This is a genomic window from Acinetobacter sp. YH12023 (assembly GCF_013420135.1).
Classification (GTDB): domain Bacteria; phylum Pseudomonadota; class Gammaproteobacteria; order Pseudomonadales; family Moraxellaceae; genus Acinetobacter; species Acinetobacter amyesii.
The window spans coordinates 283,196-296,451 of the sequence record NZ_VOYU01000003.1 but is presented as its reverse complement, the minus strand read 5'-3'; the positions used below and the strand labels follow the sequence as shown (position 1 = coordinate 296,451).

The 13,256-nt window shown below is 40.2% G+C and carries 13 protein-coding genes and 1 pseudogene; 4 read left to right on the top strand and 10 right to left on the bottom strand.

Translation table 11 applies throughout. From position 1 onward, the window contains the following. The first annotated feature begins 75 nt into the window (after positions 1–75). A pseudogene (locus tag FTT92_RS04445) lies at positions 76–1,691 on the top strand (GMC family oxidoreductase). A 103-nt stretch (positions 1,692–1,794) separates the two neighbouring features. On the opposite strand, the gene trmB reads toward FTT92_RS04445, so the two are convergent. From trmB to FTT92_RS04430, 3 genes are all read right to left on the bottom strand, one after another. After that, entirely contained in the window at positions 1,795–2,511 is a 717-nt protein-coding gene (trmB, locus tag FTT92_RS04440; RefSeq protein ID WP_180023891.1) for a tRNA (guanosine(46)-N7)-methyltransferase TrmB, read from the bottom strand. A 174-nt stretch (positions 2,512–2,685) separates the two neighbouring features. Next, entirely contained in the window at positions 2,686–4,626 is a 1,941-nt protein-coding gene (locus tag FTT92_RS04435; protein ID WP_257231597.1) for a sensor histidine kinase, read from the bottom strand. Between the two features lie 289 nt (positions 4,627–4,915). Next, on the bottom strand, positions 4,916–6,358 hold the full coding sequence (locus tag FTT92_RS04430; protein WP_180171532.1) for a SulP family inorganic anion transporter: 1,443 nt from the start codon (positions 6,356–6,358) through the stop codon (positions 4,916–4,918). Positions 6,359–6,573: 215 nt separating this feature from the next. Here FTT92_RS04430 and FTT92_RS04425 point away from each other — a divergent pair, with 215 nt between their 5' ends. Next, positions 6,574–7,185, top strand: coding sequence for a glutathione binding-like protein (locus tag FTT92_RS04425; protein WP_078188886.1), 612 nt, complete (start codon positions 6,574–6,576; stop codon positions 7,183–7,185). An 81-nt stretch (positions 7,186–7,266) separates the two neighbouring features. Here the strand turns inward: FTT92_RS04425 and FTT92_RS04420 are convergent, their stop codons facing one another. From FTT92_RS04420 to FTT92_RS04395, 6 genes are all read right to left on the bottom strand, one after another. Beyond that, a complete protein-coding gene (locus FTT92_RS04420) occupies positions 7,267–7,839 on the bottom strand; it encodes a hypothetical protein (RefSeq protein WP_180171531.1) in 573 nt (190 codons plus the stop codon). 181 nt (positions 7,840–8,020) lie between these two features. Further along, positions 8,021–8,806, bottom strand: coding sequence for a thiazole synthase (locus FTT92_RS04415; RefSeq protein ID WP_078193631.1), 786 nt, complete (start codon positions 8,804–8,806; stop codon positions 8,021–8,023). Positions 8,807–8,818: 12 nt separating this feature from the next. Continuing rightward, the gene (thiS, locus tag FTT92_RS04410) at positions 8,819–9,016 is read right to left on the bottom strand and encodes a sulfur carrier protein ThiS (protein ID WP_180007313.1); all 198 of its coding nucleotides are present in this window, start codon (positions 9,014–9,016) and stop codon (positions 8,819–8,821) included. Positions 9,017–9,073: 57 nt separating this feature from the next. Continuing rightward, positions 9,074–9,439, bottom strand: a complete 366-nt coding sequence (locus FTT92_RS04405; protein WP_111885687.1) for a DUF423 domain-containing protein — start codon at positions 9,437–9,439, stop codon at positions 9,074–9,076. 169 nt (positions 9,440–9,608) lie between these two features. Further along, positions 9,609–10,478: an RNA polymerase sigma factor RpoH gene (gene rpoH / locus FTT92_RS04400; RefSeq protein ID WP_078188879.1), complete on the bottom strand. Its 870-nt coding sequence runs from the start codon at positions 10,476–10,478 to the stop codon at positions 9,609–9,611. Between the two features lie 142 nt (positions 10,479–10,620). Further along, on the bottom strand, positions 10,621–10,815 hold the full coding sequence (locus FTT92_RS04395) for a sulfurtransferase TusA family protein (protein WP_078189214.1): 195 nt from the start codon (positions 10,813–10,815) through the stop codon (positions 10,621–10,623). A gap of 415 nt (positions 10,816–11,230) precedes the next feature. On the opposite strand from FTT92_RS04395, the gene FTT92_RS04390 reads away from it, so the two are divergent. After that, positions 11,231–11,443 carry a cold-shock protein gene (locus FTT92_RS04390; protein ID WP_005014923.1) on the top strand — a complete coding sequence of 71 codons (213 nt, stop codon included), beginning with the start codon at positions 11,231–11,233 and terminating at the stop codon, positions 11,441–11,443. 99 nt (positions 11,444–11,542) lie between these two features. After that, positions 11,543–12,694: an ATP-dependent RNA helicase RhlB gene (gene rhlB, locus FTT92_RS04385; protein ID WP_180003018.1), complete on the top strand. Its 1,152-nt coding sequence runs from the start codon at positions 11,543–11,545 to the stop codon at positions 12,692–12,694. A gap of 114 nt (positions 12,695–12,808) precedes the next feature. Here the strand turns inward: rhlB and FTT92_RS04380 are convergent, their stop codons facing one another. Continuing rightward, positions 12,809–13,198: a hypothetical protein gene (locus FTT92_RS04380; protein ID WP_180115238.1), complete on the bottom strand. Its 390-nt coding sequence runs from the start codon at positions 13,196–13,198 to the stop codon at positions 12,809–12,811. Positions 13,199–13,256: the final 58 nt, after the last annotated feature.

Genomic DNA, 13,256 nt, shown 5'->3' with positions numbered 1-13,256 from the left:
TTAAAAAAGAAACTTTTCAGTCAGGGTTAAATCCCTTATTGTGCATTTATAAAAAGAATCAATTGGATGAAAATAATGTCAAAAATGGAATTTGATTATATTGTGATTGGTGGAGGAAGTGCGGGGTGCGTATTGGCTGCTCGACTCAGTGAAGATCCAAATATATCTGTGTGCTTATTAGAAGCAGGTGGGCAAGGTGATCAGTGGACGGTCAATATTCCAGCTGCATGCGTGGTGAGCTTACCGACTAAAATCAATAATTGGGCCTTTGAAACTGTGCCTCAAGCTGGCTTGAATGGTCGTAAAGGCTATCAACGGCGTGGAAAATGCCTTGGTGGTTCATCGAGTATTAATGCCATGATTTATATTCGTGGACATAAAAATGACTATGATCAATGGGCGGCACAGGGCAATACTGGCTGGTCATACGACGAGGTCTTGGCCTATTTTATTCGCTCAGAAAATAACAACCGAATACACAATGAATTCCACGGTAATGACGGCCCTCTGTCCGTCACAGATGTACAAAGTGACAATATTTTCCATCAACGCTATACCGAAGCGGCTCGTGCGCAAGGCCATAAAGTCCTTGATGATTTTAATGGCGCAGAACAAGAAGGCTTAGGGTTTATCAAGTTACGCATATCAATGGAGAGCGTTGTAGTGTAGCGCGTGCGTACTTATTTCCACATTTAGATCGGCCAAATTTAACGGTATTAACCAAAGCAACAACGAATAAAATTACCATAGAGCATCAAGTTGCGACTGGTGTAGAAGTACAACATGCAGGGCAAATGAAACACCTAAAAGCCAGACGAGAGGTCTTGCTCAGTGCCGGAGCGATGCAATCACCGCAGATTTTAATGTTGTCTAGAGTAGGCGATCAGGCCGAACTCCAAGCGCATGGTATTGAAGTCAAACATCATTTACCGGGTGTAGGAAAGAACTTCCACGACCATCCCGATTTCATTTTTGGTTATAAAGTCAAAGAATACCAAGGTACATTTGGCATATCCTTACCTAGTTCAATTGATATGTTCAAGCAGATCAGTCGCTATCGTAAGGAACGAAGGGGTATGATTGCTTCAAATTTTGCAGAATGCGGTGGTTTTCTAAAGTCTTCACCCGATTTAGCGATACCAAATTTGCAATTACACTTTGTCGTGGCGTTAGTAGATGACCATGCACGGAAATTTCATACAAGCCATGGTTTATCGTGTCATGTGTGTCTGCTCAATCCAAGAAGTGGCGGCACGATCAAACTAAGTGGTTCCAGTGTCAATGATCCATTATTGATTGATCCAAACTTTTTAGGGGATGAACAGGATTTAGAAGATTTGGTACAAGGCTTTAAGTTGACGCAGCAATTAATGATGTCACCGTCTTTATCGAGTCATTATCAGCAAGATTTATTTACCTCACTGGTCAAAACAGATGATGATATACGTGCAATCTTACGTCAGCGTGTGGATACGGTTTATCACCCTGTCGGTAGTTGTAAGATGGGTGTGGATGAGATGTCTGTGATTGACCCTGAATTGAAAGTCTACGGGATTCAAAACCTTCGTGTCGTCGATGCATCTATCATGCCTTCTGTGGTGAATGGCAATACCAACGCGCCGACAGTGATGATTGCTGAAAAAGCCGTGGATATGATTCGACAAAGTCAGCTCCAAGCGCAAGTAGCTTAATGGTTATTCGTTTTATATGATTTGATACAACACAGAAAAATCTTAGATCAAAAACAGCAATAAAAAACCACCGCTAACGGTGGTTTTTTGCTTCATTCAAAAATTAATATACTTTTTTGAAGATGAAGTCATTAATTTTATGGCCTGCTTCAATTCCGCGACGTTCAAACTTAGTTTGTGGACGCCAGTCTGGACGAGGGTAGCTATTGCCTTTACCCGCAAGGTTTTCAAGACGTGGGCGTTCTTCAAGAACTTCGATCATCCATTCAGCATACGGTTCCCAGTCAGTCGCTGAGTGGAATGTGCCGCCGATTTCTAATTTTTCTTCAACCAATGGCATACGGTCATGAGATACAAAACGACGTTTGAAATGACGTTTCTTCTGCCATGGATCTGGGAAGTATAATTGCACAGTGTTAATACTGTTGTCTGGCATTTCACGTAGCACTTGGATGGCATCAGCATCCAATACTCGAAGGTTAGTTAAACCTGCAAGACCGGCTTCATACACACATTGAGCGATACCCGGAACATGTACTTCAATACCGACAAAGTTACGTTCAGGGTTTGCTTTTGCCATTAGTACCAAAGAACGCCCCATACCAAAACCGATCTCAACAGTTAATGGACGTTCAGGGTGTTCAAAATGCTGACGCAAATCCCCAACAGGATATTCCAAAATTAGATGACCATATTGTTCCAGCGCAGTACGTTGCGAAGTATTAAGTGGCGCAGAGCGGCGCATAAACGTCACGATTTCACGGTGTTCGTTCAGGTTATCCAGATCTACTGCGTGCTGGTCTAATTGATCGTTCGACATAACTTTGGCAAATGTAAAAAATTCGAATGCCGTATTTTAAGTCCTGAGATACACAAGTCAAATTTTTACCGTGAATAAATCCGCTTTTTGCTCAATCTTACCGATTGGAGCCGTGCTTCGCATTTGCCATGTACAGTGAATTACTTAGCTCAAAAGTCATGAATTAACATTAATCTAGGCTGTTTTTTCATCAAGATCTTCACTATCAGTACCATCAGATTTAAATGGCAAAATGGCCTCAAGAACGGTAGAACCCGGCTGTGATTGTATTATAAATTCACCACCGATACGATGGATTCGTGTTTGCATACTATGTAGACCAACATGTAGACCTTGTTCAACATTGTTAGGGTTGAAGCCTATACCGTTATCTTCAATACGTAATACCAACTGAGTTTCTGTTTGGCACAAACTGAAATGAACTTTGCTTGCTTGACTGTGTTTTAAAATATTGGTGAGGGTTTCTTCTGCGACACGTGTCAAATTGAGACATTGGGTCGCAGAAGGTGAGTGAATCCATTCGGCAGCAATTTTCCAGCTCGAGCTTATGTCTAATTCTTCAAAGAGCTGTACAAAGCGATGGCGAATCGGTGCCGCCCATTCGATCGGGGTGTCGGGAACTTTCGTTCCTATACTCGAACCTGAATCGATGACTTGTCTTAAATCATTTCGGAACAGTTTAAGCATCGACATGATTTGTGGTTTTTCAATTTTGTCATTTTGTTCTAACAGTAAAATTGAACGGACAATTGATCCGCCTAAACCATCATGTAAGTCATGAGATAAATGAATTCGTTCTTGAAGTCGTGCATTTTCAAGTGCGAGTTGATGTTGTTGACCAAGTGAAGTGGCGAGTTTCAGTTCAGCTCGTTGAACATTTTCAGTTAAGGTCTTATTAAAACGCTCAATTTGACGCGTGTGTCGAGCTAAACGCAAAGCCAGTACACCGCCCAAGACGAGGGTGGTCACTGGTCCGGTATAGGGCGAGAGCGCATGACCTTCCATGGTCATCATAAAGTGAGCATCATGTACCGCAATCGGTAAATAAATCAGATAAAGCGTTGCAAGCAAATAGGTTTCAGCCATTTTGGCTTTATAGGCTAAATAGGGGTAGCTAATACATTTGGCCACAAAGACAAAAACAAAGAAGCTGAAACAAATTTGGATGACGGTCTTTAAATAAGCCTCTGGCGCAAAACCTATACAGAGAGCGGCGATGGTGGCAAGACTTAATAATAGTTTCTGAATTTTTGGAAATGGGTGGTTTGCAAAATACCATGCACCAATACAGCCAAAAACCGTATAAAAGCAGAAAATGATATTTTGCATACGGTCGACCTGTACGGTGGTTAGAAATGAAATTGGTCCATTAAAAATAATACACAGGCTATAAAATACCCAAGCCATGCCTGTGATGGTTAACCATAAGTAAGCTCTTTCATTACGATTGGCGAGCCATGCTAAAAAAAAGAACACAGCCACGACGAAATTAATCATCGTATTGAGTTCGACTAATTGTCGTTGTTCGAGTAACCAAATTTTAAAGGTGTCATAGACTTGCTGGTATTGCCCAATTTGAACTGAACTGAGTCCTGATTTTTGGGTCACTGAACCATACACTTGCACCCAAATGGTATTAACACCTTGCTTTAAACTCGAGCTAGGCAAGTTCAAAATTCTTGGTTGATGTTGGCTTCGTGAAAAATGTTCTGCTGAAATGTAATCTTGCCAAAGTAGGGCATCGTTGATATAAACCCGACCACTTTGGGTGATGCCTTGTATAGCGATAGCAATGGGTTGATTTAACTGATGGAGGTCACAGTTCAACTTAAATTGGATTTTGTACCAAGCGATACCATGATAATCCGGCCAACGTTTATTCCAAGTGTCTGGAAGCTTTTGCAGATTTTGCCAACCTGTACGTGGGCGCTCTTGCTCGACAGCGCTTTTAGCTGTGGCAATATGGGTAATTTCAACAGGACAATGACTGCTTGAGATCTGAGGGGTGGCATTGGCAAAAGTGGGTATAGCAATACAACATAGCAGGCAAAATAGACTCGCTAAGACCAGCAGCCGATTTGCTTGAATGCAGTGTCGTGACCAAAACCATACCATCAAAATTCCCCCAATTTTGTGTATCCACAATTTAAAAAAATAAATAGAAAGTCACATCAAATCTTTGTTTTATTTTTGATAGTTATAATTTTATGAGATGAATTATACAGTTAAATCGAATGAATGGTGAATTTTTCGCTTTTTTATAGGCTTAGTATTTTATGTAATGTCATTACAAATGAGACTTTGATTATTGAAACCCTTTGCTATATATATCCTGCTTAGGGTCCCAATAGGTCGCGCTTTATTGAAAATTGATTTGATTCAAAGTGAATATTTCAAAAATCCATTAGTCACTGACACGGTCAAGTAAAGTGCTACTTGCTTCATTTAAGCCAAAAACCTCTACTTGAATCTGTTGTGATTCAAATTTTTGTACGACATTCTTCAAAATATTAACGGAAGTAATATCCCAAATATGGGCATGGCTCAGATCAATTCGTACATGAGTAACCATCTCCTGAAAATCAAAAAATTGATAAAAACTCTCAGAGCTACTAAAGAAAATTTGTCCATAGACTGTGTAGCTACGGACGTCGTCTTTAAGTTCTGATGTGACTTTTACTGAGCTTTCCAGTTGATTGATAATAAACAATGCAGAGAGGAGCACGCCAACCAATACGCCAAGGGCTAAATTATGTGTTGCAAGCACCACGATCACCACAGCAATCATCACGACATTAAAAGACATTGGATGCTTTGAAAATTGCTTGACTGAATTCCATTGGAACGTAGTGAATGACACCATGACCATAATCGCGACTAAGGCCGCCATTGGGACATAAGCCAACCAGTCTTTTAAGAACACCACCAAACACAACAAAAATACACCTGCAACCAAAGTGGAAAGGCGAGTTCGCGCGCCAGAACTAACATTAATAATCGACTGCCCAATCATGGCACATCCAGCCATGCCGCCCATAAAGCCATTGACTATATTGGCAATCCCTTGACCACGACATTCCTGATGACGATCACCTTCAGTTCCAGTGACTTCATTGATCACTGTCGTGGTCATCATAGTTTCTAATAGGCCAACTGTTGCTAGGGTAATGGAATAGGGGAAAATAATCGTGAGTGTTTCAAGATTGAAAGGAATTTCAGGAATCAAGAAAATAGGTAAAGTCTCTGGAAACTTACCCAAATCACTCACAGTACGCAGGTCAGCACCTAAAAATAATGCCAAGCCACTGAGAACAATAATGCAAATCAGCGGTGATGGAATGGCTTTGCCAATTTTAGGTAGATATGGAAACAGATAAATAATCGCAAGCCCTAAAAGCATAAAGATATAGCCCAAACTATCCATCTTTGACATTTCAGGTAGCTGTGCGACAAAAATCAAAATCGCGAGTGCATTTAAAAAACCATACACCACTGACTGCGAGACGAAGCGCATAAGTTTTGCGACTTTAAAATAGCCAGCAATGATCTGAATCACACCAGTTAAAACCGTGGCAGCCAAAAGGTAGTGCAAACCATGATCTTTGACCAATGTGATCATAAGTAAGGCCATCGCACCCGTAGCAGCTGAAATCATTGCTGTACGACCACCAAAAAAGGCAATGGTGACGGCAATACAAAACGAAGCGTACAAACCAACCTGAGGGTCAACCCCAGCAATAGCTGAAAAGGCGATCGATTCTGGAATCAGCGCCAGTCCAACCACCAAGCCAGCGAGCACATCGGTACGAATATTGGAAAACCATTGTTCTTTTTTAAGTTGTAACACGGTAACTTTTCATCAAATCTTAAACGCGGCTATGTTAAAACAACTGAGTATAAAAATGCATAACAGATTGACTTGAAATCTTCTTGATTATGGACAATAGTCAAAGAGTATATGTGTTTCAGCATTTACGCTTTTTTGCAATTTACAGGTTTGATCACTTGAAAGTTTGACAGAAGAGATTTAAAACATTGAATAGTACATAACAAGGATCAGATATGAAGCTTTATTATTCTCCAGGTGCATGTTCATTAGCATCACATATTATTTTAAATGAAATTAATGTCGATTTTGATTTGGTCCGTGTTGACCTAAAAAACCATAAAACAGAAAAAGGGGTAGATTATTACGAGATCAACCCAAAAGGTTATGTACCTGCATTAGAAATTAACCCAGGTTTGATCTTGACCGAGAATGTGGCCATTTTACCGTTCCTTGCACAGCATGATCCAAAACAAGACTTAATTCCGCCATCAGGTTTAGGTCGTGCCAAAGTTTTAGAATGGCTTGGCTATTTGAACTCAGAATTACATGATGCTTATGCCGTATTCTTTGGTGCACCACTAGATGCAGACGCTAAAGAAAAAGCTTATGCAGAAATTGATCGTTTATTGACATACATCGATAAAGCGATTGGTGAATCGGATAACGACTATTTGGTCGATGATAACTTTGGCCCAGCAGATGCTTATCTCTTTGTACTGACAAATTGGTCAAATGGCATCGGTCATGATTTAACGCCATATAAAAATATCATTGCATTACGCAACAAAGTTGCAGAGCGCCAATCAGTTCAAATTGCGATGCGAGATGAAGGTTTAATTCCTTAAGTTGTGTATTCAAATTGAATTAAAAAAAACCGCCGAAATTGGCGGTTTTTTATTGCTAGATTTTTATTGCCCAGGTTCAACTTAGTACTCGAACTGCGTATAGAAATCATCAAAGTTAATATTTTTAAGCGTCAGCTGTTGTGGTGCTTTGAAGGTTGACCATTTGGTATGAGTTTTGGCATCTTCAAACATATTGCCGCCTACAATTTCCTTACGTTTTAAGGTCGAAAAATTGTAGCTTTTCGATGTTTCTTCACCAGAAGCTCGGTGAAAGCTACTGTAGTCAAAACCAATCAGGTCAAAGCGTTGATTTTGCCAACGGAAGGTATAACTATGTCGGGGCCATTCCCAGCCACCACAAGCCATAAAATAACTAAAATGAACGAGTAAATTGCCTTTACTGATTTGGATGTCTTCTGCTTCAGCAAGTGGATCAAGTAAGCATGAATTCGGTTGCTGAGCGACTGGGATACTGTTGTTTTCAACGATACGTTGATATCCCTTTGCGGTTTTAAAAAATACGATGAGTTTTCGTGGATGGTTATGAACGACTTTGCCATCGTCATCATAGGTCGCTACATCGACTTTTTGCTTTTCCACGATCATCGCAATATCTGGCATTTGATCTTTGTTTAGGTCTCCAGTCGTAGCCATCAAAATGTTCCAACCTTGAGGCGCGAGTGATTTGGCTGTGCTCGGCACTTGGGCAGACAGCCAACTAGATGCGACACAAAGACTCAAAGTACAAAATATATGGAATATTTTCATTATTATCAGGTTTTCAAAATCAAAAAGAGGACTCAATAGAGTCCTCTTTTATACCGTGAATGAGTTCTTATTTAAAGAAGTATCCGGTTTCAGGTGAACTGGCATTTGCCATGCGTTTACGAGGCATACGTCCTGCTAGGAACGCTTCACGACCGGCTTCAACTGCTTTTTTCATCGCTGAAGCCATCAGAACAGGGTGTTGAGCTGCTGCAATTGCCGTATTCATTAATACGCCATCACAGCCCAATTCCATCGCTATCGCTGCATCACTTGCAGTACCCACACCGGCATCGACCAAGACAGGCACTTTGGCATTGTCTTTAATGATCGAAATAGTATGTGGGTTGAGAATGCCTAAACCTGAGCCAATAAGACTACCTAAAGGCATAATCGCTACACAGCCCATGCTTTCTAGTTCTTGTGCCACAATCGGGTCATCTGAGGTATAAACCATGATTTCAAAACCATCGTCAATCAATGTACGTGCAGCTTTTAAAGTCTCGGTAATATTTGGATATAAGGTTTTCTCATCGCCTAAAACCTCAAGTTTAACCAGATTGTGACCATCTAATAGTTCACGCGCCAACATGCAAGTACGGACCGCACTGTTCGCATCGAAACAACCAGCTGTATTTGGCAAAATCGTATATTTCTCAGGTGGAACTACAGAAAGCAAGTTCGGCTGGTCTGGATGTTGACCAATATTCACACGGCGAATGGCAACGGTCACAATTTCAGCACCACTGGCTTGAATGGCCTGGTCAGTTTCCGTTAAGTCCTTGTACTTACCTGTACCAACTAAAAGTCGTGAATTAAATGTACGTGAACCAATGATAAGGGGTGTATCTTCCATGGGAGCTCCATTTTAGCCGCCACCTACGGCATGAATAATTTCAATATGATCTTGCTCAGTAATTGGTGTTTGTTCCAATTTACTTTTCGAGATGATCATTTCATTTTTTTCAACAGCGAAGCGTTTGCCTTCCAGTTGTAATTGTTGAACCAATTGCAAGAGGTTGACACATTCGGTTTGTGTAGCTTCGCCGTTTAAATAGATTTGCATTTGTGGATTCCGTTCTTGCTGCCTTACCTATTGAATAAGGCCAAAATCTGTGGTTAATTATTTTGCGTATTTAAATGCATTCCAGGCCAATATGAGCCATCCAGCAATCATCAACGCTCCACCAATTGGAGTAATGGCACCGAGACTGCGTGGTAAACCTAGAGCCATCACATATAAAGAACCACAGAAGAAGAAAATACCAATTTGTATAAGTAGGAAACTGGCTTTTATTGGAAGTTGGGGAATGACTTTGGATAAGATCGCGAGGGCAAGTAAGCCCAGTGCATGATAAAAGAAATAGTCCGTTGCAGTTTGCCACCAAGCCAATTGGGCTTCAGTCGCGCGAGCTTTTAATCCGTGTGCACCAAAGGCACCAAGCATTACAGCAAAAGCTAAGTTAAGTGCGGAAATGGCAATCCACATGTGCATTCACCTTAACAAAATTTGCGCATAACCATAGCATATTTAGCACGCAGGGTTAAAGCAAAAATGCCCAAAGTTTTTGTGTTGTAGCTTGTCATTCAATACTATTCAGACATAAAAAAGAGCATCGAAATGCTCTTTTTAAGAATGACTGGGAAAAGCCTTCAACTTAGTTTGAAGACATTGCGACTTTAATTTTTTCCATCGCATTTTTTTCCAACTGACGAATACGTTCAGCAGATACATTATATTCTGCCGCCAATTCATGCAGCGTCGACTTTTCGTCATCTAACCAGCGACGTTGTAAGATGTTACGCGAACGGTCATCCAACTGATCCATGGCTTCATGTAAAGCTGAAGTGCTTTGTTCTTCGTAATCTTCATCTTCCGCTAAACGCGCAGGGTCGTAACGGTTATCTTCGAGATAAAGGGCAGGAGCGACATGGGTCGAACCTTCATCGTCGTCATCACCTTGAGCTTCAAAGGCAGCATCATAAGCAGTTAAACGGCCTTCCATTTCTAAGACTTGTTCGGGTGTTACATTTAAGTCATTGGCAATCGACTGTGCTTCAGCCAGAGTTAATTTTTTAGATGACTTTTTTAAGCTACGTAAATTAAAGAATAATTTACGCTGTGCTTTAGTGGTCGCAATTTTGACAATACGCCAGTTACGAATCACATATTCATGAATTTCTGCTTTAATCCAATGCACAGCAAAAGATACGAGACGTACGCCCATGTTTGGGTCAAAACGTTTTACCGCTTTCATTAAGCCCAAGTTACCTTCTTGAATCAGGTCACCTTGTGGCAAGCCGTAGCCTGCATAGCTACGTGCGATATGTACAACAAAACGAAGATGTGACATCACAAGCATTTTAGCTGCGTCTAAATCTTGGTCATAATAATAACGTTCGGCCAGCTCTTTTTCTTGTTCGGCCGATAAAATTGGAATCTGATTAACAGTACTAATATAAGCACCAAGATTCACCCCAGGTGCCGATAATGACAGGGGCATCAATTGATTGCTGCTGTCACTCATGTTTTCTCCTTGAGAATTAAAATGGGTAAGCCCAATAACTAAGATTCATCTTAATCCAATATTTCCGTAAATTATGGAAAATTGGGTATAGAAATGTAAACTTTTATTCAATTATGAAGCAATTTAGTTTAACTGAATCTTTTTAAGATTCAATCAAGTAATGAAACTCAGAATCGGAAATTTTGCGCATTTCACAGTTTAACTGATGTATTTGACAGTATCGTGATACATCTTGTTGGCTGTGCGGATCGGATGACTTTAACAATAAAGATTGGTCTGGACTTTTCTTTAAAGCTTTTTTGAGCATCAATAGTGGCATCGGGCAGGGTTTACCCATTGCATCTACAGTTAAAAGCGAATTTTGGCTGTCACTCACGAAGCAGATCCAACATGTTTACATTTCAATGGAAATATTAGCAAATACAGTGCCAAATCCCAACCTAAAATAGGTAAAAATCCTTTGTGATTTATAACTCAAACGATGTGAAAAAATAAGAATATTCAAAAGGAAAATAGATCAAAAAAATCTATTAATTGCGGTAAACCCGTGTTAAGCTCGTTGCGTTGTTAAGATTTTTGTTGGCTGTGAAGCCTCTTAACTCTTGATATATTTGGATGTAACCGGGATTTTGTTGATAGTTTTACAGAATGATTACAAGCTTAGAAATAAAAATATTTTTTTTAACCTTGTTTGGTCTGCTGTTTGCAACACCGGGTGGTCCTTCTTTTTTAAATACGATAAGGATTAACTTATGACAGCTCGTGAACAAGGCGTTGTTAAATGGTTCAACGACACTAAAGGCTTTGGCTTTATTCAACGTAACGGCGGCGACGACGTATTCGTTCATTTCCGCGCAATTATGGGCGAAGGCCACCGTTCACTTCGTGACGGCCAACGCGTAGAATTCAGCGTTGTTAAAGGTCAAAAAGGCTTCCAAGCTGAAGAAGTACAACCTTTAGACTAATCGTCTGAATGTACTCAAAAACGCTCCAATGTAAATTGGGGCGTTTTTTGTTTATAATGCTTCAGCAATTTTGTGATTATTCAATTAGGGCACATCTATATGTCATCAGGTTTTGAAACCTTAAATTTACATCCGAACCTTAAAAAAGCCATTGATGCTTTAGGTTTTAAGGATATGACGCCTATTCAGCAAAAGGTTTTAAAATTTACATTGGCTGGACATGACGCTATTGGTCGTGCTCAAACTGGTACTGGGAAGACTGCGGCTTTCTTGGTCAGTGTGATCAATGACTTGTTGAATAATCCAATTAAAGAACAGCGTTATCGTGGTGAACCGCGTGCATTGATTCTTGCACCAACGCGCGAACTTGCTTTGCAAATTGAAAGTGATGCAAAAGAATTAGTGAAATACACTGATCTCAATGTCATGACTTTGCTCGGTGGGGTAGATTTTGATAAGCAAAAAAATCTATTAAATCGTAATTTTGTCGACATTATGGTTGCAACCCCAGGTCGCTTAATTGACTTTGTGGAACAAAAAGAAGTTTGGCTCGATCAAATTGAATTTTTAGTGATCGATGAAGCTGACCGTCTTTTAGATATGGGCTTTATTCCTTCAGTGAAACGTATCGTGCGCTTTTCACCACGTAAAGAACAACGACAAACTTTGATGTTCTCTGCAACATTTAGTTATGACGTTTTAAATTTGGCACAGCAATGGTTGTTTGAACCAGTAACTGTTGAAATTGAACCTGAGAAAAAAACCAATGCAGATGTAGAGCAACGTGTCTACATGGTGGCGAAGTCTGATAAATATAAATTATTGGAAGACATCTTACGTGATGAACCAATTGAAAAGGTCATGATCTTTGCCAACCGTCGTGATCAAGTGCGTAAACTTTATGATCACCTCAAAAAAGATGGTTATAAAGTGGTGATGTTGTCAGGTGAAATCGCTCAAGATAAACGTTTGAAAATGCTTGATCAGTTCAAAAATGGTCAACATAACATCATGATTGCAACAGACGTTGCGGGTCGTGGTATCCATGTCGATGGTGTTTCTCATGTAGTGAACTTCACACTTCCTGAACAGTCGGATGATTATGTACACCGTATTGGTCGTACAGGTCGTGCGGGTACTCGTGGTGTGAGTATTAGTTTCTTGTCTGAAGATGATGCTTTTTCACTGCCTGAAATTGAAAAAGCCATTGGTCAAAAATTACCTTTAACCCGTTTAGACGGTTATTGCTAATTTTTGCTTCAAAAAAAGCCTGCAGATTTGCAGGCTTTTTTATTTCATGTCGACTATTTCATAACGACAACTTCGTTTTGAGTTAATAACAAAACGAAATCACAGGCTAACGTTTTAGTTTGCACGGCAACTAAAGGTTAGTACGGTTTGGTAATCATCATCTTTGCTGATACTGCCGCTATTTCCTGTAATGGTGCCAAGTACGCCAGCCGCCGCCTGAATCATTTGACCTGTCTTTTCATCGACCACGCCTTTTAAAACTCCGTTGTATTCTTGCTTTTCATCCACCACGACAGGGGTCGCATTTTTACCACAGGTACTATTTGCAGCTGCAATTGCATTATTTTTTGCCGCTAAACTGGTTTTACCTACGGCAGTCACTTCATATTGATTATTTGGTTTTTGAATCGCTAAAGATTTTGTTGGCGTAGATGTACATGCAGCTAAAAGCACAGTTGCGCTTAGCGTGCTAACAATGGCAACAGTTTTTTTGAATTTTTTCATGCGGTGCCCCGAGTTAGAAACAATTTGATTTATTTGAACATAAAATTTCTTATAGAAC